The 22,197-nt window shown below is 53.5% G+C and carries 22 protein-coding genes; 15 read left to right on the top strand and 7 right to left on the bottom strand.

All coding sequences use genetic code 11. From position 1 onward, the window contains the following. Positions 1-126: 126 nt before the first annotated feature. The 3 genes from IMCC3135_RS10785 to IMCC3135_RS10775 all read left to right on the top strand — a co-directional run bounded on the left by IMCC3135_RS10785 (position 127) and on the right by IMCC3135_RS10775 (position 3,001). Complete coding sequence (locus IMCC3135_RS10785; protein ID WP_088917607.1) at positions 127-1,098, top strand: TRAP transporter substrate-binding protein; 972 nt, start codon at positions 127-129, stop codon at positions 1,096-1,098. Positions 1,099-1,232: 134 nt separating this feature from the next. Continuing rightward, a complete protein-coding gene (locus IMCC3135_RS10780; RefSeq protein ID WP_088917606.1) occupies positions 1,233-1,718 on the top strand; it encodes a TRAP transporter small permease in 486 nt (161 codons plus the stop codon). Next, a complete protein-coding gene (locus IMCC3135_RS10775) occupies positions 1,718-3,001 on the top strand; it encodes a TRAP transporter large permease (protein ID WP_088917605.1) in 1,284 nt (427 codons plus the stop codon). The genes IMCC3135_RS10780 and IMCC3135_RS10775 overlap by 1 nt, the downstream gene beginning before the upstream one ends. A gap of 65 nt (positions 3,002-3,066) precedes the next feature. Here the strand turns inward: IMCC3135_RS10775 and IMCC3135_RS10770 are convergent, their stop codons facing one another. Next, positions 3,067-4,755, bottom strand: coding sequence for a sugar-binding protein (locus tag IMCC3135_RS10770; protein WP_157735909.1), 1,689 nt, complete (start codon positions 4,753-4,755; stop codon positions 3,067-3,069). Between the two features lie 268 nt (positions 4,756-5,023). Between IMCC3135_RS10770 and IMCC3135_RS10765 the strand changes: the two genes are divergently transcribed. Both IMCC3135_RS10765 and IMCC3135_RS10760 read left to right on the top strand, forming a co-directional pair. After that, positions 5,024-5,614, top strand: a complete 591-nt coding sequence (locus tag IMCC3135_RS10765; RefSeq protein WP_088917603.1) for a sigma-70 family RNA polymerase sigma factor — start codon at positions 5,024-5,026, stop codon at positions 5,612-5,614. Further along, entirely contained in the window at positions 5,601-6,458 is an 858-nt protein-coding gene (locus IMCC3135_RS10760; protein WP_088917602.1) for an anti-sigma factor, read from the top strand. The genes IMCC3135_RS10765 and IMCC3135_RS10760 overlap by 14 nt, the downstream gene beginning before the upstream one ends. Before the next feature lie 38 nt (positions 6,459-6,496). Here IMCC3135_RS10760 and IMCC3135_RS10755 read toward each other — a convergent pair whose 3' ends face one another. Further along, the gene (locus IMCC3135_RS10755) at positions 6,497-7,345 is read right to left on the bottom strand and encodes a fibronectin type III domain-containing protein (protein WP_088917601.1); all 849 of its coding nucleotides are present in this window, start codon (positions 7,343-7,345) and stop codon (positions 6,497-6,499) included. A gap of 402 nt (positions 7,346-7,747) precedes the next feature. On the opposite strand from IMCC3135_RS10755, the gene IMCC3135_RS10750 reads away from it, so the two are divergent. The 7 genes from IMCC3135_RS10750 (at position 7,748) to IMCC3135_RS10720 (ending at position 16,500) form a co-directional block, all read left to right on the top strand. Next, positions 7,748-9,223 (top strand): YfcC family protein, encoded by a 1,476-nt coding sequence (locus tag IMCC3135_RS10750; protein WP_088917600.1) that lies wholly within the window; start codon positions 7,748-7,750, stop codon positions 9,221-9,223. A gap of 22 nt (positions 9,224-9,245) precedes the next feature. After that, the gene (locus tag IMCC3135_RS10745; protein WP_088921795.1) at positions 9,246-10,475 is read left to right on the top strand and encodes an arginine deiminase; all 1,230 of its coding nucleotides are present in this window, start codon (positions 9,246-9,248) and stop codon (positions 10,473-10,475) included. Positions 10,476-10,513: 38 nt separating this feature from the next. Further along, positions 10,514-11,515 carry an ornithine carbamoyltransferase gene (locus IMCC3135_RS10740; protein ID WP_088917599.1) on the top strand — a complete coding sequence of 334 codons (1,002 nt, stop codon included), beginning with the start codon at positions 10,514-10,516 and terminating at the stop codon, positions 11,513-11,515. Then, positions 11,516-12,427 (top strand): carbamate kinase, encoded by a 912-nt coding sequence (gene arcC / locus IMCC3135_RS10735; protein ID WP_088917598.1) that lies wholly within the window; start codon positions 11,516-11,518, stop codon positions 12,425-12,427. A 35-nt stretch (positions 12,428-12,462) separates the two neighbouring features. Continuing rightward, positions 12,463-13,845 carry a glutamate decarboxylase gene (locus IMCC3135_RS10730; RefSeq protein WP_088917597.1) on the top strand — a complete coding sequence of 461 codons (1,383 nt, stop codon included), beginning with the start codon at positions 12,463-12,465 and terminating at the stop codon, positions 13,843-13,845. Between the two features lie 57 nt (positions 13,846-13,902). Then, positions 13,903-15,675, top strand: a complete 1,773-nt coding sequence (locus IMCC3135_RS10725; RefSeq protein ID WP_169727440.1) for an aspartate:alanine exchanger family transporter — start codon at positions 13,903-13,905, stop codon at positions 15,673-15,675. A 306-nt stretch (positions 15,676-15,981) separates the two neighbouring features. Then, complete coding sequence (locus tag IMCC3135_RS10720; RefSeq protein WP_088917596.1) at positions 15,982-16,500, top strand: Dps family protein; 519 nt, start codon at positions 15,982-15,984, stop codon at positions 16,498-16,500. A 32-nt stretch (positions 16,501-16,532) separates the two neighbouring features. On the opposite strand, the gene IMCC3135_RS35480 is transcribed toward IMCC3135_RS10720, so the two are convergent. Both IMCC3135_RS35480 and IMCC3135_RS10710 read right to left on the bottom strand, forming a co-directional pair. Continuing rightward, complete coding sequence (locus IMCC3135_RS35480) at positions 16,533-16,835, bottom strand: cupin domain-containing protein (protein WP_418251439.1); 303 nt, start codon at positions 16,833-16,835, stop codon at positions 16,533-16,535. Positions 16,836-16,942: 107 nt separating this feature from the next. Then, positions 16,943-17,848 (bottom strand): hypothetical protein, encoded by a 906-nt coding sequence (locus IMCC3135_RS10710; RefSeq protein WP_088917594.1) that lies wholly within the window; start codon positions 17,846-17,848, stop codon positions 16,943-16,945. A 94-nt stretch (positions 17,849-17,942) separates the two neighbouring features. Between IMCC3135_RS10710 and IMCC3135_RS10705 the strand changes: the two genes are divergently transcribed. After that, positions 17,943-18,356: an alpha-hydroxy acid oxidase gene (locus tag IMCC3135_RS10705; protein WP_269467051.1), complete on the top strand. Its 414-nt coding sequence runs from the start codon at positions 17,943-17,945 to the stop codon at positions 18,354-18,356. Positions 18,357-18,571: 215 nt separating this feature from the next. On the opposite strand, the gene IMCC3135_RS10700 is transcribed toward IMCC3135_RS10705, so the two are convergent. Then, entirely contained in the window at positions 18,572-18,790 is a 219-nt protein-coding gene (locus tag IMCC3135_RS10700; protein ID WP_088917593.1) for a hypothetical protein, read from the bottom strand. Positions 18,791-18,857: 67 nt separating this feature from the next. Next, positions 18,858-20,171, bottom strand: coding sequence for a hybrid sensor histidine kinase/response regulator (locus tag IMCC3135_RS10695; RefSeq protein WP_088917592.1), 1,314 nt, complete (start codon positions 20,169-20,171; stop codon positions 18,858-18,860). Positions 20,172-20,413: 242 nt separating this feature from the next. Between IMCC3135_RS10695 and IMCC3135_RS10690 the strand changes: the two genes are divergently transcribed. Further along, the gene (locus tag IMCC3135_RS10690) at positions 20,414-20,650 is read left to right on the top strand and encodes a hypothetical protein (RefSeq protein ID WP_088917591.1); all 237 of its coding nucleotides are present in this window, start codon (positions 20,414-20,416) and stop codon (positions 20,648-20,650) included. After that, positions 20,647-21,153 (top strand): HAD family hydrolase, encoded by a 507-nt coding sequence (locus tag IMCC3135_RS10685; protein ID WP_205737998.1) that lies wholly within the window; start codon positions 20,647-20,649, stop codon positions 21,151-21,153. The genes IMCC3135_RS10690 and IMCC3135_RS10685 overlap by 4 nt, the downstream gene beginning before the upstream one ends. 216 nt (positions 21,154-21,369) lie before the next feature. Here IMCC3135_RS10685 and IMCC3135_RS10680 read toward each other — a convergent pair whose 3' ends face one another. Beyond that, positions 21,370-22,110, bottom strand: a complete 741-nt coding sequence (locus tag IMCC3135_RS10680; RefSeq protein WP_236994767.1) for a Crp/Fnr family transcriptional regulator — start codon at positions 22,108-22,110, stop codon at positions 21,370-21,372. Between the last annotated feature and the right edge of the window lie 87 nt (positions 22,111-22,197).

The following is a 22,197-nucleotide window of genomic DNA, read 5'->3' as shown; positions in this document are numbered from 1 at the left end:
GGTACATCGTGAACTATTGATTGTCAACAAGAACATCGCCCGATAATTTTCTTGACCTTAACTCTCATTTCTGGCTTTGTATGTGTGGCCTTTGCCTTGTGCAGGTCCTCATGGAGAAGTTGAACAATGAAGTTAGCAAGCAAGCCGCTGGTATTGGCGGCAATCTTCTGCGGTATCGCCACTACCGCAACAGCCAAGGAATATCGCGGCTGGAACACTCATCCGCCTGACTATCCGGTTTCGGTTGCTCTCGATCGTTTCAGTGAATTGGTGGCCGAACGCACCGATAATCGCATTACGTTGACCAACTATCATTCGGCACAACTGGGTGAAGGTGAATTTGCGACTGAGCAACTTCAATTTGGTGCGCTCGATTACGGCATTTTCTCCACAGCACCCATGGTCAATACAGTCAAGGAACTGGGGGTTGCCTCCCTACCCTATGTTTTCAAGTCACCCGAGCACCAGTTTCGCGTCATGGAAGGTGAAGTAGGCGCGGACATCGCAACCGCCATGAACGAGGCCAACATGGTTCCTCTAAGCTGGTTTGCCAGTGGCTCTCGCTCCTTCTATGCCAATGAACCACTGAATACAGTGGAAGATATTGCTGGCCTTAAATTTCGCGTGCAGAACAGCGACATCAATGTGGCCATGGTTGAAGCACTGGGTGCGAATGCCACGCCTCTACCATTTGGTGAGGTATTTACAGCGCTGCAATCAGGCGTTGTCGATGGTGCTGAGAACAACTGGCCGTCTTACGAGTCGACGCGTCATTTTGAAGTAGCCAAATACTACATTCTCGATGAACACACCATTGTTCCGGAAGGCATCATCTTTGCGAAAACGACCTGGGATACCTTCAGCGCAGAGGATCAGGAAACTATCCGGACAGCCGCTCAGGAAGCAGCGATCTATCAGCGAGAACTATGGGCTGCACGCGAAGCCGAATCTCGGAAAATCGTGGAAGAAGCGGGCTCGATCATTGTCGCCGTCGACGACAAAACGCCATTTAGCGATGCCATGCAGCCTGTCTATGAGCAATTTGCTTCGGATCCCGTCATAGCGGACCTGCTCAAGCGTATCCAGGCAACTGACTGACAGTCCACTACCTGTCGCGAGCAACTCCCGAAGAGTCAGTCGGTTAATGCTCTGAATGTTCTCGCGACAGTTATCTCTTCAAACCCTTCCGGCATTGGATACTTCCCGGTATTGCCTGCCTATAGAACCTGCTTATGCGCTGGAAAGCCTTCGACTACCTGTCCACGGCAGTCATATTCATCAGTGCAAACGCATTGATTCTGCTTGTGTGCTTCACCGGTTGGCAAGTATGGGGGCGCTACGTTCTCAACGACACGCCAACCTGGACAGAGAAAGCGGCCTTGCTGCTGATCCTGTTCGTAACCTTACCTATGGCCGCAGTAGGCCTGCGAGAAAACTTTCATTTGGGTATAGGCTACCTCGTCGAGCTGCTGCCAGTTCGATTACAACGCTGGTGCGAGATCTTCAATGCCTTTGTTCTGGGAGGCTTCGGCATGATGATGATCTTCGGTTCCTGGCCTCTGGTCAAAGGTACCTGGGGACGTGATATACCACTGATCGGTTTACCTCAGGGCTTGCAATATGCTCCCTTGATGCTCAGTGGCGCTCTCATCACCGCCTTCATGCTGGAGCGAATCTGGTTTGCCATTAAAACGACAGAAACAGACGAGAAATCCTGATGGGCCTGACCATACTGATTCTGGTGTTTGCGCTAGCCACAGCGCTTAGCATCCCCATCGCATTTGCACTGGGTCTGGCAGCCATTGCAACCGCACTTTACGAGCAAATCCCCACGCTCATTGTCTTCCAGCGAATGGTGGCAGGCATCAACGTATTCTCATTGCTCGCCATTCCATTTTTCATCTTTGCCGGGGAGATCATGATGCGAGGCGGCATCGCAATTCGCCTGGTCCGGTTTGCCGAAACTCTGGTAGGACAGGTGCGTGGAGGTCTTGGCGTTGTAAACGTGCTGACGTCCATGTTGTTCGGAGGCATCTCCGGCTCTGCCGTTGCAGACACCTCGGCGTTGGGCTCCGTGATGATTCCGATGATGCGCGAACGCGGTTATGACGATGATTATTCGGTCAATGTGACGGTCACCTCCTCGATAGCCGGAGTTCTGATACCGCCGAGTCACAATATGATTTTATACGCTCTTGCCGCAGGTGGCGGCATATCGATAACGTCCCTGTTTCTGGCCGGTGTTGTGCCCGGAATATTGCTGTGCATATGCCTCTCCGTTGCCGCCTACACAGTGGCAGTCAAACGTCAGTACCCTGTTGGGGTTTTCCCCGGATGGCGCGCTGTCGTATTTGCCGCTGGTTCTGCAATACCGGGTTTTTTCACCGCGGTGGTCATCATTGGTGGTGTTGTGTCTGGCATATTCACTGTGACAGAGTCGGCTGCCATTGGCGTCATCTACGCTCTTTTCGTCACCGTGTTCTTCTACCGCACTCTGACCTTCGCCCTGTTCTGGGAAAGTGTGGTGCAAGCCATTCGTACCACAGCCATGGTCATGATTCTGGTTGGTACCGCTCAGGCATTCAGCTACTTCATTGCCCTGTATCAGATTCCCGCCGCCATTCTGGAAGGGCTACAGAATATTTCAGATAACAAGTACGTACTGCTTGCGCTGATTAACCTGTCGCTTCTGGCATTGGGCATGTTCATGGATATGGGAGCACTGATTCTGATCTGCACGCCAATATTTCTGCCAGTTGCCATTTCTCTGGGAATGGACCCCGTCCAGTTCGGCATGTTGCTGATGATGAACCTGGGGCTGGGTCTGACCACACCTCCGGTAGGCGGTTGCCTGTTTGTAGGTTGCGCAATTGCCAAGGTTCGGATCGAACATGTTATCGGAACCATCTGGCCGTACTACCTGGCCATTCTTGTAGCGCTATTGCTGACAACCTATATTCCAGTCGTATCTCTGGGCTTGCCACGTTTACTGGGGTATTGAAAACAGGCTGAATGGCATTCGAGACAGGCGCATCCTTGCGCCTGAACTCAAATTCCTACCTCCTATCAATCACTAGGCTGCAGCTTGGCCTTGCCGAAGACACTAGGACGCTGCCAGGCTTCATCAGTACCGATCGGAGCAAACCAGCCCCACTTCGTATCACGTATACCACCGTCGTCATCGTCGTTGGATCCGGCTTCAAAACCGAAGGTGTCGCCGGGCTCAAGACCGATTGATGACAGTTTTACCTTTATCTCGTAGAGATGCTGGTAGACCGAGCTTGCATTATTCTCATGCCGATAGCTGGTCGCATAGCTCGTCTCCATACCGCTGGCTGAGTAGAAGCCATCAATGGTCGGATCATCGGCACTGTCCCGAAAGCGGAATAGTCGCTGAAAATCATCGTCACCATAAGCGTCCAACTGGTCGTAACCTACGTCGAAGTACAGCTCGACCGAATCATCTTCCCAGATATCTGCAGAATCGTTGAACCAGTTCTCGAGCTCTTCACCGCCGATCGTGATCTTGATATACAGATACTCACCGTCGTGCATCATCTCGAAATAATTACTGCTGTAGTTATTGTAGTTATAGCGGTCCGTATTATCGACTAGCAGATTTCCAAACCTGAGGCTATAGCCATAGTTGTCATTGTCAGCGGCCTTGCCCCACTCATCGTAATAGGTGTTGTTTGAATAGCCGCTGTCCCAAATACCATCAATACTGATGCTGGCATTGTCAACATAAGGCACGATGATCTGTGATCCTTCTCTGTAATCCTCAATACCGTCGTTGTTGTCATCCTGATCTGCGTTGTCACCGATACCATCGCCATCAGCATCCGCCGATTCGCTGTAGTCGTTTGGAAACAAATCAATGGGATCAGGTACACCGTCGTAATCTGAATCTTCCTGATCATCTTCAATGCCGTTTCCATCAGCATCTGTATCCCGAGAATCACCTATGCCATCGAGATCACTATCCCTGATTTCAGTGGCATCAGTTGGAAATGCGTCGTTCTCATCGAGTACGCCATCGCCATCATCGTCGTTGTCCGAATTATTACCGATGCCATCGCCATCGGTGTCTTCGAATTCTTGCCCATTGAAGGGAAACGCATCGGCAGAATCGGCAATACCATCATTGTCATCGTCTTGATCACTATCATCCGGCAGACCATCTGCATCGAAATCCAGACTGATAGTGGTTGGCGAAGTGCCACGTTCAATTTCTACAATATTGTCGACTCCATCTCCATCGTCATCGAACTCGTAACTGAAACGTTGTTCGGGCATGCTGACCGCAGCACTTTGATCACCCAGCCAGGCAGTGGTGTCCGCCGCTGCTAACAGCAGGCCATCCTCGGCTCGACGTATCCCGACGTACACCTGAAGCTGCTGTTCTTTAGGCAGATTCAGAGTGGACTCAAAGCCTGCACCTACTGTCTGCATACTCTGCTCACTGCCACCCGCGGTAACTGTCGCTGTCAGCGCAGATCCAATCAATTGCAGCCTGTCCGGGACTGTAAAAGAGACATTCAGTGCTCGCAGATTCTGCGAGTCATCCAGTGGTGGTGAAGTCGGATCAATACCCGAAGCATCGCCTGCATCAGCAGGTGAGGAATCCGAAGATCCACCGCCACAAGCGGCGAGCGAGGCGAGTGAAAGTGTGACCACAGCCGTCCGTAACAGAGTCAATGCATGTTTACCTGTTCCAGAGCCTGTCCCCGACTGCACTGTTGCTGATTCTTTCATTCCAATTTGTTCCTGACAAATGGCCATTACGTGGCAGTTGCACCAGTATGAAGCGAACACTTGCTTACAAACTGTCAACAATCACCCTGCTTACTGCGTAATATTCACGTTGCCTTGCAGATTGATTGTCTGTTATGCACGGTCACTCGGCTCGGTCTCATTCTGGGATATGATTCGAAGGCAGTCTTGGCTGATAGCGGCTGTGCTTGCCCAATTAGCTTCACAAAAGATGCAATATAAGTTATTTTCCTCGATCATATAATCTGCAATGAATTCTCCGGCAATCGAGAACGACCTCCCAACGCTCAGTGATGAGCGCGTAGGCCTGTGGCTTGCCGACGTCGCCTCAGGGGACAGGCAGGCGCTTGCCTTGCTATACAAACAAGTCTCCGCGCGTCTTTTTGGCCTTCAGCTGCGTATTCTGAATAACAAGGCACTCGCCGAAGAAGCGCTGCAGGAGACATTCGTCAAAGTATGGAAAAATTCCGGAACATACAATCCAGACAAAGGCACTCCGATGGCCTGGCTTAATTCGCTGGCGCGCTTTCAGGCGCTTGACATGCGTCGTCGGGAGCTGGTGCGCCATGGGGGAGACTTCTCGAAGCGCTCCTCTCTTGACGTGGAAACCTTCACCTCTGAGCTACCGGCCATACACGAGCAACTTGCACAATCCGAACTGCTTTCTCTGTGCCTTGGACGACTTCGACCTGAAGTACAACAATGTATTGTCGCCATTTATTGCGAAGGCTACACGCAAGAGGAAATCAGCACCTCGGTGGATCGCCCACTAGGCACGGTGAAAAGCTGGATATTGCGTGGATTGAAGAGTCTCAAGGAGTGCTTCGTTGAACACAACTGATGAGCACAAGGATTCGTTGGCAGCTCTGTATGCACTAGGTGCACTCGGCGAATCAGAACGTCTGGAAGCGGACCTGCTATACAAACAAGATTCGGAGTGGCAATCCCTGCTGGGCGAGTGGCAGCAGCGACTTGACCCGCTGACACAGCTTGTTGATCCGGTATCGCCACCCAATACAGTCTGGAATAAAATTCAGGATCAACTTGATGGGCATCTATCCGCCATTGATATTCCTGATATCAATCTTGGGGCACCTGTCAGCGAGCCCCGTCAGCCAAGCGCCCAGAGGCGAGTGAGCCAGCAAGTCAGGCAGGAGAAGCCAGGGCTGATTCAGGAAACCGTCGAACTCTTGCGTCAAAGGGCTCGGTACTGGCAGATGGCAACGGTATTCTCTGTCGTTTCAATGGCTTGTCTTGCAGCGATTCTTGTATTCAAGCCATCACCCATGCAGCAGCAGGATATGAGTACAGTACCCATCACGGTCGCTGTTTTGCAGAATGAACAGAGTGTACCGCTATGGGCTGTGAGCCTGCGCAAAACCGGACAGGAAGCAGATGATGAGTACGGTGAACTTCTGATCACGGTTGTCGGAGAACCCTCTATTGCCGACACGCAAAGCCATCAGATGTGGATGGTTCTCAAGGACTCCCAAGGAGTGCAATCAGTAGGACTGCTACCTGATACAACCGGTGAAGTTCGACGTCTGGTATTACCCAGACCGTTGTCGGATGCGGCAGAGCTGGCCGTCAGCCTGGAAGCCAAGGGCGGCGTTCCAGGGCCTGAACACGGACCCGTCGTGACACGTACTTTTGTCGTGACTCCAAAAGTCAGTGAGGCAATCTAGAGTTCCCTACAAAGCACGTCATCACGATTGTGCAGAAACTAGCCAGCCGGCACATCGATCGATACAGCGCTGGAGCGGTTACCTTCTTCATCGATAGTGGTGATGATATAGGTGTTGCTGGTGCCTGGAAAGCGCTTGTTATCATAGTAGCTGGTGCCGTTGCTGATGTTCGACAAACCATCATCACGCAGCAGTTCATAGCGTAGATCTCGATTGGGCACACGATCCCAATGAATCTCGGCCGCTGTGGCTGAATACACCGAAGACTTCAATCCGGTTGCCGGAGGACTATCGATTGATTCTGTGCCAAACAGGCCTAGCGTCAAAGTGGCCGGCAGATGTCGGATTCCCAGCTCATCGATCGTCGTCACTGTGTAGGTGTTGGGAGCACCCGATGTGCGCGCACTATCGTAGTAACTATTGCCGTGGGTGACGCTCATGACAACGCCATCTCTTTCTACCTCATAACTGAGATCACGATTTGGAACGCGAACCCATAAAATTTCCGCTGTGGTGCTGGAGTAGACATCCCCGCGCAGGTGCAGTGGTTGCAAACTGACCTGGTCAAAGGGCGCCACCGTCGTGGTCGCTGTAGTTGAACGTACTCCGTCTGAATCGATCGCCGTTACGGCATAGTCGCTCGTCACCCCTGGCGACCGAGTGGAATCGTAGAAACTAGTGCCATCGGTGGTGCTCAACTGCCCATCGTTGCGCAGTATTTCATACGTCAGTGCCTGGTTCGGCACCCGATCCCAGAAGAGCTCGGCTGAGTTCGTCGAGTAGATATCCGCTCTAAGGCCGGTCACATCCGGAGTGGCTGCCAAAGCCGGAGCGAAATAGCCGGATCCGACCAGGCAGGCTGTCAGGACAGTATTTCTGATGTTCATCGATTTTTCTCCTGATAAAAGTTTTATCGGTTCAACGCAAAACTTGGCGAGCCAGTGAAACGAAGCCACTCGTGGTAGTAACACCAATGTGCTCCGCGTTGACATTAGGGCTGTTGCTTGATTTTCAGACTGAACGCTGAACGCAATACAGTCTGTTCGCTACCACACACATTCACCAAATACGACGGTGTCTCCCACGATTGGCAGCCAGCTGCGAAAACCAGGGTCATGACTGTATTTTTATATCCATGATTTTCATGTGTTACGCACGTGTGTGCCTGACCTCTCTACGTAGTACCCGAACCACACCTACGTCCATCTCCCGATACCGCCTTTCGAGTTTCTGCAGCATCCTCACCCATTAGAAGTCTTGCCATTCGACCAACCAGACAAGCGCATCTTATGAATACCACTTCGTCCAGCGATAAAGAGCCTGATGCCATTAGTACCGAACCTGAAGCTGATACTGGACTCGCATCACGTTTCCCGACCGCCTACACCATCCTCTTTTTGCTGATCATTTTTGTTGCTGCTTTGAGCTGGGTCATTCCCGCTGGCAGTTATGACCGTGCGATGAGCGACAGTGTTGGTCGTGAAATAGCCGTTGCCGGAACCTACAAGACGGTTGAGTCCAATCCTCAGGGATTTTTTGATGTCATGCTGGCACCCGTTGCAGGCTTCTACGATCCTGACAGCTATGCTGCCAGTGCGATAGATGTAGCGCTATTCGTCTTGTTTCTGGGTGGTTTTCTCGGCATTGTCAATGCCACCGGGTCAATCGATACCGGTATCCGTAGTGCGATGCGCAGACTCAAGGGTCATGAGATCTGGATGATCCCGATCATGATGTCCTTGTTCGCAATTGGTGGCACAACCTATGGTATGGCCGAGGAGACCCTCGCCTTCTACGGCATTCTTGTGCCAGTAATGATTGCCGCCGGATACGATGCTGTCACCGGCATAGCCATCATACTGATTGGTGCCGGTGTCGGCGTACTAGGCTCCACCATCAATCCGTTTGCCACCGTTATTGCCGCAAATTCTGCCGGCATCCCATTCACCGACGGAATTGTACTGCGCTCGATAATGGCGCTTGGTGGCCTGGCCATATCCGCTGCCTATGTCATGCGCTACGCCAAACGGGTCAAGCAGGATCCTGCAAACTCGGTGGTGGCCAAGCAGGCAGAGGCACACCGTAAGTTGTTCTTGAAAGACAACGAACAGGATCAACAAGGCGCCACGCTCAATACCACTCAGAAAATTGTACTCGTGATTTTTGCGATGACCTTCGTCGTGATGATCTGGGGTGTCTCCTCACAAGGCTGGTACATGGCCCGCATGAGCGCCCTGTTTCTAGGCTCGGCCATCCTTGTTGGTCTGGTTTCCCGCATGGGAGAGAAAAACATCACCGCAAATTTTGTTGATGGTGCACGGGAACTGTTGGGTGTTGCGCTGATCATCGGACTTGCACGGGGCATTGTTGTGATCATGGAACAAGGCATGATTGCCGACACCATTCTGCATAGCGCAGAACAGTCTCTTGGTGGGCTGCCTGAGCTGGCATTCATTAACTTGATGTTCTGGATCGAGGTGGGCATGAGCTTTTTCGTACCCTCCTCATCAGGTCTTGCGGTTTTGTCGATGCCTATCCTCGCACCGCTTGCCGACTTCGCAGGAGTCGGTCGAGATCTGGTGGTGACCGCCTATCAATCCGCCAACGGCCTGGTCAATCTGATCAACCCTACATTTGCAGTCGTCGTTGGTGGCCTGGCGATTGGCCGCGTCTCCTACGATCGCTGGCTTGTCTTTATCTGGCCGCTACTGTTGATTCTCACGGTATTCATTACTGTCGTCATCAGCCTCGCCGCCTTTCTTTAAACCCTACTTCAGGATGAAAATCATGAGTGAATACAAGCTCGGAGTACATTCGGAGACCGGAATTCTGCGTCAGGTAATAGTCTGCCGCCCCGGTTTGGCGCATCGCCGCCTGACACCCAGCAACTGTCAATCGTTACTGTTTGATGACGTCTTCTGGGTCAAGCAGGCGCAGAAGGATCACGATGTTTTTGTGCAATTGATGACGAATGAAGGTGTCGAGGTACTCGATGTCAATGACTTGCTGGCCGAGACATTGAACAACAAACAGGCTCGTACCTGGGTGCTGGATCAGCGCATAGTTGCAGATCAGATCGGTGTAGGAATGATCGCTGAGCTACGCAGCTGGATGGATGAGCTACCCGGGAACACACTGGCTGAGTGCCTACTGGGCGGCCTGGCCGCTGATGATCTGCCTTTCAAGCCATCGGGTCTTTTTGGTGGGTATCTGGGTCATCACGGGTTTATCTTGCCACCGCTTCCGAATGCACTGTTTACCCGGGATAACTCAGCCTGGATCTATGACGGGGTATCGGTCAACCCCATGCATTGGGCAGCCCGTCGCCCAGAAACATTGTTGAACACCGCGATTTACAAGTTTCATCCTGAATTTGCCAACAAGGCAAAGATTCACTGGGGAGACCCAACCGTCGACCATGGTCTGGCGACTGTGGAGGGTGGCGACATCATGCCTGTCGGCAATGGCACGGTTCTGGTGGGCATGGGTGAACGCTCATCACCCCAGGGTGTTGGGCAGATGGCAACGGCACTACTTGAATCACGCGCAGTTGAGCGTGTGCTCGCCTTCCAGATTCCCCAATCACGTGCAGCCATGCACCTGGATACGGTATTTACCTTATGTGGTGGCGACGTAGTCACCTCCTTCAAGGAAGTAGCGGATGAGTTGATCTGCTATGACATCCGTGCTGGAGACAAAGGCGCGCCTCTGAAATTTCAACGCGATTCACGCCACATCTTCGACATTGTTGCCGAAGTGCTGGGGTACAAGACACTGCAAGTCGTATCCACGGGCGGAAACTCCGAAGAGGAGCGCGCACGCGAACAGTGGAACGATGGCAACAACGTGCTGGCACTACGCCCAGGTGTGGTGGTTGGCTATGATCGTAATGACGACACTAACGCGGCACTCAAAGCTGCGGGTATTGAGGTGCTGGCCGTACCCGGGGCAGAGCTGGGGCGTGGACGCGGCGGCGGCCATTGCATGAGCTGCCCCACTATTCGCGACGCTGTTTGAGTCGAACCCAGATAACCCTAACGAGAACACAACCCCCCATGGCATTCAATCTTAAAAACCGACATTTTCTGACGCTTCGTGACTACACGCCGCGTGAAATACAATTCCTTCTGAAGCTTGCCTCTGATCTGAAAACGGCCAAGTATGCAGGGACGGAAGTCCAGAAGCTACAGGGCAAGGATATTGCCCTGATCTTCGAAAAGGACTCGACTCGTACACGAGTCGGCTTCGAGGTTGCCGCCTACGACCAAGGCGCACGCGTAACCTATCTTGGCCCGACAGGCAGTCATATCGGTCACAAGGAATCGGTAAGGGATACGGCACGTGTTCTGGGCCGGATCTATGATGCGATCGAATATCGAGGTTTTGGTCAATCGATAGTGCAACAGCTCGCCGACTTCTCAGGTGTGCCGGTGTACAACGGCTTGACCAATGAATTCCATCCGACCCAGATCCTCGCAGACTTTCTGACGATGATGGAGCATGCAGAAAAGCCGCTGCACCAGGTCCGTTACGCCTTCCTGGGCGATGCGGGCAATAACATGGGTGACAGTCTGTTGATTGGCGGTGCCAAGATGGGTATGGATGTACGCCTGTGTGCCCCCAAGGCCTGCTGGCCCTCAGCACAGATCCAGCAAGAGGCGCGTGATATTGCCCAGACAACCGGGGCCCGGATCACCATTACCGAGGATGTGGATACGGCCGTTGAAAATGTGGACTTCATCTACACCGATGTGTGGGTCTCTATGGGCGAAGCTCAGGAGAAATGGGCCGAACGAATTGAATTGCTTTCGCCCTATCAGGTCACCACCGAAGTGATGGCCAGTACCGGTAATCCGCGTACCATGTTCATGCACTGCCTGCCCGCTTTTCACAATACCGAAACCACTGTAGGTGCAGAGATGAAGGAGAAGTTTGGCATTGATTGCATGGAAGTAACCGATGAGGTTTTTGAAAGTGAAGCATCTATCGTTTTTGATCAAGCAGAAAATCGCATGCATACGATAAAGGCGGTACTCGTCGCTACTCTGGGAGCCTAGATGCTCGTCGTGGCAGCACTTGGTGGCAACGCGCTGCTGCGGCGCGGCGAGCCGCTGACGGCGGACGTGCAACGCAGCAACGTCATCACCGCGGTTAAGTCGCTGGCTGACATCGTGCGCGCCGGGCACCAACTGGTAATCACCCACGGAAATGGTCCGCAGATAGGATTGCTGGCACTTCAGGGTTCGGCATACAAGCCGGATGAACTCTACCCTCTTGATGTGCTCGGGGCAGAGTCTGAGGGCATGATCGGCTATATGATTGAGCAAGAACTTGAAAATGCGCTTGATCAGGAACAACCTGTAGCAACACTATTAACCCAGATTATTGTCGACATCAACGATCCGGCTTTTCAGAACCCAACCAAATTCATCGGTCCGATCTATACCCATGAAAAAGCACAGATGCTCGCTGACGCCGCAGGGTGGAGCATCGCGCAAGACGGTGAACACTGGCGTCGCGTTGTGCCCTCTCCTGCACCCAAAGACATTCCGGATTTGCACGTATTGCAACTCCTGCACGACCAAGGAGTAATCATCGTTTGTGCGGGTGGTGGTGGCATTCCGGTTGTGCGTCGTGAGAATGGCAGCCTGTATGGTGTTGAAGCGGTGATCGACAAGGATGCAGCCAGTGCTTTGCTGGCAGAAAAGCTCGGTGCACACGCTTTGCTGTTGCTCACCGATGTTGACGCAATCTACCAGGGATTTGGCACTAAAGATTCTGCGCCTATCCCAAGCTTGAACGTTGAGACAGCACAAGCTCTGAACTTGCCAGCAGGATCCATGAAACCGAAGGTAGAAGCCGCTTGCAGATTTGCGCAAACCGGCGGATTTACCGGCATCGGACGCCTTGATGATGCCATGCGCATTCTGACAGGCGTTGCCGGTAGTCGCATTGAAAACACCGACTGACTTCAAACAAATCACCCATACATTGAGACCATGACATGCCTATCCATCACGTCGATTTAACCGACGAATCCAGCCTGCAGGACATTTATGCCACCGAGGCCTCGCAAGAAGGCCTTCCCAAGTATCGACTGCCCAAAGGCCGTACAGCGCCGCATGCCGCCTATTCCCTTATTCGCGATGAGCTCCTGCTGGATGGGAATGCTCGTCAGAACCTTGCAACCTTTTGTACCACTTGGGTCGAAGATGAAGTCAAGCAGTTGATGGAGGATGCCGTCGACAAGAACATGATCGACAAGGATGAGTATCCGCAGACCGCAGAGTTGGAAAATCGCTGCGTACACATTCTGGCTGATCTTTGGCACGCCGAAAAATCCTGGGAGACAATCGGTTGCTCAACGACAGGATCAAGCGAAGCTGCCATGCTCGGAGGCCTCGCCTTCAAGTGGCAATGGCGCAAACGGCGTGAAGCTGAGGGCAAGGATACAAGCAAGCCGAACATCGTCACCGGTCCCGTACAAATTTGCTGGAAAAAATTCGCCCGCTACTTCGATGTTGAAATCCGTGAAGTACCACTAGAAGGCGATGCTCTAGGCTTGAAACCCGAAGACTTGCGCAAGTACTGCGACGAGAACACGATCGGTGTGGTGGCAACACTGGGCGTCACATTCACCGGAATCTACGAACCTGTCGAAGCATTAGCACGTGAACTGGATGAGATCGAGCGTGACCTGGGGCTTGATATTCCTATGCATATCGACGCTGCTTCAGGTGGTTTCATCGCACCTTTCATCCAACGCGACATCGTCTGGGACTTCCAGCTGGAACGGGTCCGCTCCATCAATGCTTCAGGTCATAAATACGGACTGGCACCTCTGGGTGTGGGCTGGATTATCTGGGCATCAAAGCAGGATCTGCCTGAGGAGTTGATTTTCTACGTCGACTACCTCGGTGGCAACATGCCGACCTTTGCGTTGAACTTCTCGCGACCCGGTGGCGAGATTATCGCGCAATACTATAATTTTCTGCGTCTGGGACGTGAAGGCTATACGGCAGTTCAACAGGCCTGCTCAGACACCGCTCAATGGCTAGGTGCTGAACTTGCCAAACTCGAACAGCTCGACATGGTCTATGACGGCCATGGCGGTCTGCCTGCAGTGGCTTACAAGCTGACCAAGGCCGATCATGGTTTCACGCTCTATGACCTGTCAGAACGAGTACGGATGAAGGGTTGGCAGATCGCCTCCTACCCCTTGCCCTCGAACCGCGAGGAAATCGTGGTCCAACGCATTCTGATCCGTCATGGAGTCAGTCGCGATCTGGCTAAAATGCTTCTCGTCGATATCAAGCGGGCCATCGAACATCTGCTGAAAAACCCTGTCCCGAACTCCAGCGCAAAACCCGGCTTCCACCATGGATGATTCGCTCATCTGTGACGCCGCAATCCCAAGGGCGACCTCGCCCGCTGGAGGTTGCGAATGATTGGCCAGATATTTGAAAAACTCGAGCCCGTGACGGAAGCGGGATTGCATGGTTTTTTCCAGCTTCTGGGTAACCAGCCGATTGCCTTCGTTCTGCTTGCACTGACACTGGGCACCTTGATCGGCAAGTTCAGCTTCAAGACCATCTCTCTGGGTTCTACGGCAGGCACACTGCTGGTCGGCATCGTACTCTCGATGTTCGCTGAAGCCTCGTTTGGCATCACCTACGCGGTACCCAGCATTCTGTCCTCCTTCATGCTACTGCTCTTCATGTATGCCCTCGGGCTGAAGGTGGGGCCGCAGTTCTTTTCAGGCTTGCGTCAGGGCGGACTGGCATTTGTCGGCATCGGACTGATTGTCTGGGTTCTGAACTGGGTCATCTGCTACTTCGGCGCCGCCCTCGCAGGACTGGCGCCAGGCTATGCCACTGGGCTTATTTCGGGTAGCTATACCATCACAGCGATCCTGGGCGTGGGTCAGGGCGCGCTGACCAGTGGGGCCTATACACCACCAGCGGGTATGACTATCGAAGAGGTCGGTGCCAACATGGCGGCCGCCTATGCAATAAGCTATGTGCTGTCCACTGTCGGGATCATTCTGTTGATCCGCTATCTTCCGCGTATCTTCGGCCGTGATGCCGTCGCTGATGCGAAACTGGCAGAATCAGATTTCAGCGGTGGTGCGACACATCCCGTGCCTGGCGCTCCTGACGCATTGACTTTGGGCTTCTCACCTTTCGATCTACGCGCCTTTACCGTCACGCACGAAAGTTTCATAGGACGCACTGTATCGCAGCTGTCTGAGAATTTCCCCGAAGCCCCTGTTCTGCGTCTGGTCCGCAACGGCGAAGTTCTGGACTTGAGCAGCGACCCCACTGTAGAAATGAATGACATTGTCACGGTGCGTGCGGACGTACATCAGCTCATACTAAAAGAAGGCGAGTTGATTGGCCCGGAATCCGACGATCCGCTGGCGCGAAATATTCCGCTAGAGGTTGCCGATGTGCATATCGGTTCGCACAAGTTTTCCGGACAAAGTTTGTCGAAACTTGGCAAAACCATACCCGGAGGCGTTACCGTACAAGCCGTTTTTCGTGCCGGCAATGAAATGCCGCTTGGTCCGAAAAGTGACGTCCGGTTTGGCGATGTACTACGTCTGACAGGCCCGGATGCCGCGATCCAGAAAACGGCAAAACATCTGGGTGGTCACGCCATTCTGCCAACCATGAAGTCCGAGGTTCTCTACCTTTCACTCGCCATGTTGGTGGGATATCTGGTCGGTATCGTCACCGTCACGATCTCGGGCATCCCGTTTGCGCTTGGAACATCGGCTGGAGTGATCATGGCAGGCGTTGGCGTCAGCTATTTTCGTAGCCGCAATCCCGACTTCGGCGGCCCCGTCCATGAAGGGGCGCGCAGCTTTCTACAGGATTTCGGACTGAACGCCTTTGTTGCCGTCCTGTCGGCTAACGTGGGCCCTAAGGTCATCACCGCGCTTGGTGGCGATACGATCCTTTGGCTAGCGCTGATCGGTCTTGCCGGAGCACTCATACCCCCGTTCATCGCCTTCTGGGTCGGGATCAAATTCTTTGGCCTCAACTCCATTATTGCTGCCGGTGCCTCCACCGGTGCCCGCAACAGCACTCCAGGTCTGAACGCCATCATGGAAGAGTCTGGCAGTTCTGTCGCCGCCGTACCTTATCCCGTCAGTTATGCATTAACGACAGTACTGGCGTTAATAGGTGGCTATTTGTCGATGATTTTGTCTTGAGATAACAGCCTGTTATCAGTACGTCCCCCTGCCTGAGCGGAGTGTCAACTCCGGCTCAGGCTCTTTCATAAAGTATGGATACTCTTCGCCCGGTCAGCCAAGTTCATGCATAGCCCTGTCATGAGGCCCTTGTCTGGATGCGCGTCCCGGGCGACATTGTATTCGGTTTATGTATGCCAACGCACAGACCGAGCTAGACGGCACGTCTCAGGATAGTAGCTTCCCCTTAGAGGAAAGTCTTCAAGAGCTCAGTTCAGCCTAGTGGCTATGCTCGAGTTACTCTATCCAGTCTAATAAGGAAGCCCAATGACCACTGTTACGCTTGGCGAACCACTCACGAGTTCAGCCAATCTTACTGATGATGCTACTCGGGATATCTCCGGGGCCATGAATTCGGTTCTAGCGGATGTGTTCGCCTTGTATTTTACTACTAAGAACTTCCACTGGCACATGACTGGACCGGATTCTGCCAACTATCAACAGCTGCTCGATGAACAGGCCGAGCAACTCTTCCTCATGACCGACCCGATTGCCGAGCGTATCTGCAACGTCGGTGGGCGAACACTATGCTCCATTAGCCACAAAGCACGCACCCAGCTGGGTGACGATGTCGTGTATGTAAAACCCTCTGCCATGCTGGCCGAGTTGAGTGACGACAACAAGGTGCTAACAACGACTTTGCGCAACGTTCACGACCTCTGCAACAAGCATCATGACATCGTTAGTGCCAGTCTGATTGAGCCGTGGATTGATGAGGCGGAACTGCGCACCTGGTTCCTGGTCGAGGCAACGCAGCACGACGACAGAGGCGTCGCGCAATCTTGAGAGCTCGTGCAATAATAAGCTCAACCTGCTCCTTATAGGGACGACCGTATCTCCATCAAAAATAACACAAGCACAAGGTGCCAGAGCCGCACCACCTCGGCTCTTGGCTCAGTGGTCTGCCCCTCGAACGCCTCTTCAGATGCTTCGGCCTCTACCTCCGTCTTCTGAATCAGCTGGTCGCGATGATGTGGGGGGCCGCAGATCGTGTATAGCTTCAGGGCGTGATGACCCGTACAGATCACGTTGTGATGCGTACCCGCGGGCACGACAATTCCGCTGCCCGCCTTGGCCTTGTGGGTCTTGCTGTCGATCCTGAAAATGGCATCGCCTGAAATGGCTATGACGTTCAGCTTTTATCACACCCGTTCGGCGCGCACTAATCAAGGTTAGCTGCCTGATCTCACCAGGCCACTTCAAAGGTCATGTAAATAGTCAACCATTCTTAAAAAAGATCTTGCATTTCCTTACTACGTTCAATATCACAGACACCGAAATTGACGAAGAAATATTCTAGAAATACAACATTGACTGCTTGCAAGTGAGAGATGAAATGATTGAAATCCGCGCCTCCATCGTTTTCGATCTGATCGATAGAAGGATGCATACCATCAGGGCCTTTCTCGTAGCAACGAAAGGGATGAACACCTCGACGCCCAACATAAATCAGTATTCTGCAGGGGGGGGGTATCCTTATAATTACTGTTAAGAGACATAATAAACTTTTCACATCGTTCGGTAGCGGCGCGTTACCGACGGGCTTGGTATTAATGATGAAATCCATGCCGTAGCCGATAAGTGTCTGAATATGCGGGTCATTGGCAGCCAGTGCATCTTCCAGAACGACAAAGGGGCGATTGCAATACTGCTGGTTAATGGCCAGCAGCAGGCGCTTGGCGGCGCTTCTCTCACAGTCATTCTTCTTATCGCCGTCACTCTTCACGATGGGCTCGAAGTCTAGTGGCAACACGCTCTTTTTCTCAGAATCCACGATCACCGCCACCAGCGACTGTTGGTAGTACTCGATCTCTGCGTTACGGTGCTTCGTGACACCACACTGCGAACATTTCATCTTGGTCGAGGTGTGCAGTCCGGTGCCGTCGATGGACAACAGATACCGATTGTCGAAAATCGCGAAATCTTCGAGCACCTTGTCACGTTGGGCGCTGGAATGGAGGGCACGAAATGCCTTGCGTAGCTCGCTCGGTTTGACCAGATCGAGGAGGTTGCTTATTTGGCTACCCGAAGCAACTTTGTCGAGTCGATAGAGTTGTCGCAGATTACCGATAATAGTCTCATCCCCATGGCTGGCCCCCGACCTGGTGGGCCACGTGGACGGCGTCAGCGACATGAGCTCACTGGCATCGTGGACCAACGAGCAGTTCGACCCGCACCTGAACTGGGAAGATGTCGCCTGGGTCAAGCAGCAGTAGGGTGGCAAATTCATTCTCAAGGGCATCATAGATGTGGAAGACGCGAAGCTCGCGGTGGCCAGTGGTGCCCACGCCATCGTGGTCAGCAACCACGGTGGCCGCCAGCTCGATGGAGCACCCAGCAGCATCGAAGCGCTGCCCGCCATCGTGGCGGCTGTGGGCGACCAGATCGAGGTCTGGATGGACGGCGGCGTCCGCAGCGGACAAGACGTGCTGAAAGCCTGGGCGCTGGGCGCGCGCGGCACCATGATCGGCCGCGCTATGGTCTACGGCCTGGGTGCCATGGGTGCCATGGGTGAGGAAGGCGTGTCGAAAGCGCTGGAGATCATCCACAAGGAGTTCGATATCACCATGGCCTTTTGTGGTCACACCGACATCCGCACAGTTGACAAAGACATACTCCTGCCAGGTACCTACCCGACATGAATAACAATCGAAAGTGAAATGACCGATGCATATTCCATCTCCATCGCTGCCGGGTAATTTCGCATCGGCAGCTTATAAGGGTTTTCATTGGTGATGCGTCGATACATTTCGAACACTGCATTCCTACTACTACTGCCCAAAAACGCCAGAATCAACCTACACGAAACAGCGTAGATCCATATCACTTATCGTCGTACTGACATAAACGACATACGTCAGTTACGTACACATCGCTCTGCCCTGCTTATCAGAGTGCTCTCGACACCATCCACCGCCTCGCGAATAGCCTTGAGAATCAGCAGGTCCGCCAGCGCCTGGTCGATTTCCGGCACATCCCAACCAAAGACCGAACGATATCGTTCAACCAGTGCCTTCACGTCCGAAGTCAGCTGTTCGCGATGCGCATCCATCTCGATTTGCTCTATCTTTTCCATGAAATTTTCCCCTCAACGTTTGGTGATCTAACACCAATTTAGAATTTCCGGTTTGATCATCCAAACTTCAGACTCCACAATCCACCGCTGGACAAAAATCGTCGAGCAAAGCATCGATCTCACCAAGGCAGCAAGGCTTCACGAGATAGTGATCGAAACCAGCGGCAAGCGAATGCTGCCGCGACTCTGCCGAGCCTTGACCGCTGAGTGCGATGTGTAATGCAGTGGCGGTTGCCGGCAGTCGACGAAGCTGCCGGGCGAGTTCAAGCCCGCTCATGCGGGGCAAGCCAATATCGAGCAGCACGACCTGTGGGCGGAAGTGATTGACGCGGCGCAAGGCCTCATGTCCGGAGCAACAGACTAGAACGCTATGTCCACGTCGAGTCAGAACCATCGCCATAGTGGATGCGAGATCGGTATTGTCCTCCACCACCATGATACGAAAGGACTGGAATTGCCGCCTGCGAACTCGCGCTCTGCCCGATGCGCCCTGATCTGGAACATCGATCATCGATTTCGACCAAGTTGGCACTTTCGAGGAGGCCAGAACTGAAGAGGGCAAGGGCACGAGGTCGTGTTCATCGAGAATCGGCAGACATACTGACACCACCGTGCCCAGATCAAGACCCGCACTCTCGATCGTGATGGTGCCTCCGTGCAAGGTCACAATGCGTTTCGAGAGATAGAGCCCCAACCCCAGCCCCTCATGACTGCTACTCGAGGCCTTCCTGCATTGGCTGTACAGTTCGAAAGCGCCAGGCAGAAGTAATGGATCAATGCCGATACCAGTGTCGACCACGCAGATCATGACAGTCGATGCCTCCCTTTGCATCACGACTCTGATGCTTCCGCCACGCGGTGTAAACTTGAAACTGTTGCCCAGCAGGTTACCGATCAGTTGAGTTAATCGCACAGGGTCACCTTTCAATCCTACCGGTGATTCAGCAAGTGACAGATTCAGCCGTAGGCCCAGCTCTTCAGCTTGTGGACGCAGGTCATTCACTGTGTGCGAGATCAGATCAAATAGGTCGAGCGACTCGCAACGCACGTCGAGCTCGACCCTTTCCATGCCTGCCAGATCCTGTAGATCGGATGCCAGTCTGGTCTGTATTTCAAGTTGGCGCTCCATGATCTGCAAAGCCAGGGACATGAGGGGCAGGATCTCGCAGGCAGGTGCCTCGAAGTTAATGTCACGTATCAGACTCAACGCGCCATGCATGGCTGCAATCGGATTGCGAAGCTCATGACCGGTCATCGCGAGCGTGTCGCAACACCGCTTCAGCGAATCATCGGAGGCGTCAGGTTCGGCAGGCCCAGACAACCTCGGCTTTGCTTGGGTGTTGTCGGAAAGCATGTCGACATCTCGATCGAAGTTGTTCATAAGTTTGGCTTTGACCTATTGATAAAGGCTTTGACGGCAGCCTTGCAGGCGATCGCGGCGTTGTTGCCTGTCCTGGTGCTACGCTCCCTCGCAGGTTGATTTCCCGTTTACAGGGACCGGATCAGGCACGACCATTGGAACCCACTCACTCGCCACAGTCTGTTCGCCAGCGTACGGACTGTGCCGCGTGTCGAGCGCATTATTATCGCCGTTGATCAACCCACTATGCAAAGGAGAAACTGATGCAACTGGGAATGATCGGCCAGCAACTACAAACCAGCGATGCTGAGACCACACCGCTGCGTGCTCCCGAGCTCTACCAATACAAGATGGATCTGCCCGAAGTAGCCGAGGTCTGGCGCCGTGGCAGCCTCATCGACTCGTGCCTGCTCGATCTTACGGCTGGTGCGCTATTGAAGGACCCGCAGCTCGATGCCTTTGGCGGCCATCTCGAGAAGCCCGCGGAGGAAAAACGATGAGCGTCGATGAGCAACGACTACTAATGGTGTCCTCGTTCCTCATCGACTACCCGTTCGCCGATCGACTGTATTCGCGTGCGCTGGAGGTCATCAAACACCTGGGCCGCGTTGGCCAAACGGTGCTCCTGACCAATGGCGACGTCGTGCTCCAGCCGCGCAAACTACAGCGTTCGGGTCTATGGCAAGCTGTGGAGGGTCGTGCGCTCGTCTGTGTGCACAAGGAGCAGATGCTGCACGCCATTAAACGCGACTACCCTGCTCGCCACTACGTAATAGTCGACGACAAGTTGTGTATTCTGACGGCCATGAAAGTGATCTGGCAGGAGCAGCTCATTACCATATTCGTGCGCCAGGACCATTACGCGCTGGATCCGGCAGTGGTCACCGGTCAACCGGCAGCCGACGTCACAATCGAGAGCATCAGCGAACTCGCCGATCTCGATCTCCTGCCCCTTATCAAGCAAGCCGCCAACGAGGCGTGCACGACTCCGGAGATGCCATGAACACCAATACCAGAACTCAGTCAGTGCTTTTGGGTCAACAACATCAGCCGTGAAACTCTTAAAACGGGAACGCTCGAGCGCTACCTCGCCACTGCTGGTCGACAACACGGCCAGCACAATCGACGCCGCAGCCCGATTGCCTCATCGTGACAAGCGATATAGCCAACGATCCGGCCGACGAGATGATGCTCAAATCCTTGGAGTTGGGTGGAACACTCAGGTCGCAACCCGTCCCGGAAGAAGTCTCTCGTACTCCTTTTTCACCACGCTGTAGCATTCGCAAGTTCGCTTTTCCAGCCCCTCACGATCAAGCACCGTGATGTGTCCACGAGAATAGCGGATGAGCCCTGCACTCTGGAGTTTGAGCGCCGCTTGCGTCACCCCTTCGCGCCGCACCCCCAACATATTGGCGATCAGCTCCTGGGTCATGACGAGCTCGTTGCCACGCAAACGATCAATGCTGAGTAACAGCCAGCGACACAATTGCTGGTCGAGCGAATGATGACGGTTGCACACGGCGGTCTGTGCCATCTGCGTGATCAGCGCCTGCGTATAGCGCAGCATCAAGTGCATGACCGGCCCGGAGCGACCGAACTCGTCCTTGATCGCCTGCCCCTTCAGGCGATAGCCCTGACCGCCGCTTTGCACCACAGCGCGGCTCGGTGTCGTTTCGCCACCCATGAACAATGAGATACCGACCACACCTTCATTACCGACAACAGCAATTTCAGCCGACGATCCATTTTCCATGACATACAGCAAGGAGACGATCGCTGTGGTTGGAAAATAGACGTGACTTTGAGGATTCGAGGATTCATAGAGGACCCGACCCAGCGGCATGTCAGACCACTCCAGCAGAGGCTGCCAGCGAGCCCATTCTTCAGGCGGCAGAGAGGCCAGCAGCTGGTTGTCTAACGGATGTAATTGTTTCTCCAGCAAGTTATACGCGATAGTCAAGATATTTCCCTCCGTGGGGTTGATGGGTGGGTAATTGAGAATAAACCGAGATAGATAGCGCTCTTGGTACTTGGCCAACCTGAATTC

The organism is Granulosicoccus antarcticus IMCC3135 (assembly GCF_002215215.1).
GTDB lineage: Bacteria > Pseudomonadota > Gammaproteobacteria > Granulosicoccales > Granulosicoccaceae > Granulosicoccus > Granulosicoccus antarcticus.
Note: the sequence above shows the minus strand (reverse complement) of the source record. Positions and strands in the feature narration are given on the sequence as shown.

Excerpts from the sequence above, each read along its gene's own strand:
- IMCC3135_RS10710 (WP_088917594.1), bottom strand. The coding sequence starts at position 17,848 with ATGTCGCTGACGCCGTCCACGTGGCCCACCAGGTCGGGGGCCAGCCAT.
- IMCC3135_RS10725 (WP_169727440.1), top strand. The coding sequence starts at position 13,903 with ATGATTGGCCAGATATTTGAAAAACTCGAGCCCGTGACGGAAGCGGGA.
- IMCC3135_RS10775 (WP_088917605.1), top strand. The coding sequence starts at position 1,718 with ATGGGCCTGACCATACTGATTCTGGTGTTTGCGCTAGCCACAGCGCTT.
- IMCC3135_RS10745 (WP_088921795.1), top strand. The coding sequence starts at position 9,246 with ATGAGTGAATACAAGCTCGGAGTACATTCGGAGACCGGAATTCTGCGT.
- IMCC3135_RS10690 (WP_088917591.1), top strand. The coding sequence starts at position 20,414 with ATGCAACTGGGAATGATCGGCCAGCAACTACAAACCAGCGATGCTGAG.
- IMCC3135_RS10785 (WP_088917607.1), top strand. The coding sequence starts at position 127 with ATGAAGTTAGCAAGCAAGCCGCTGGTATTGGCGGCAATCTTCTGCGGT.
- IMCC3135_RS10695 (WP_088917592.1), bottom strand. The coding sequence starts at position 20,171 with ATGAACAACTTCGATCGAGATGTCGACATGCTTTCCGACAACACCCAA.
- IMCC3135_RS10685 (WP_205737998.1), top strand. The coding sequence starts at position 20,647 with ATGAGCGTCGATGAGCAACGACTACTAATGGTGTCCTCGTTCCTCATC.
- IMCC3135_RS10730 (WP_088917597.1), top strand. The coding sequence starts at position 12,463 with ATGCCTATCCATCACGTCGATTTAACCGACGAATCCAGCCTGCAGGAC.
- IMCC3135_RS10765 (WP_088917603.1), top strand. The coding sequence starts at position 5,024 with ATGAATTCTCCGGCAATCGAGAACGACCTCCCAACGCTCAGTGATGAG.
- IMCC3135_RS10740 (WP_088917599.1), top strand. The coding sequence starts at position 10,514 with ATGGCATTCAATCTTAAAAACCGACATTTTCTGACGCTTCGTGACTAC.
- IMCC3135_RS10700 (WP_088917593.1), bottom strand. The coding sequence starts at position 18,790 with ATGGAAAAGATAGAGCAAATCGAGATGGATGCGCATCGCGAACAGCTG.
- IMCC3135_RS10720 (WP_088917596.1), top strand. The coding sequence starts at position 15,982 with ATGACCACTGTTACGCTTGGCGAACCACTCACGAGTTCAGCCAATCTT.
- arcC (WP_088917598.1), top strand. The coding sequence starts at position 11,516 with ATGCTCGTCGTGGCAGCACTTGGTGGCAACGCGCTGCTGCGGCGCGGC.
- IMCC3135_RS10770 (WP_157735909.1), bottom strand. The coding sequence starts at position 4,755 with ATGAAAGAATCAGCAACAGTGCAGTCGGGGACAGGCTCTGGAACAGGT.
- IMCC3135_RS10750 (WP_088917600.1), top strand. The coding sequence starts at position 7,748 with ATGAATACCACTTCGTCCAGCGATAAAGAGCCTGATGCCATTAGTACC.
- IMCC3135_RS10780 (WP_088917606.1), top strand. The coding sequence starts at position 1,233 with ATGCGCTGGAAAGCCTTCGACTACCTGTCCACGGCAGTCATATTCATC.
- IMCC3135_RS10755 (WP_088917601.1), bottom strand. The coding sequence starts at position 7,345 with ATGAACATCAGAAATACTGTCCTGACAGCCTGCCTGGTCGGATCCGGC.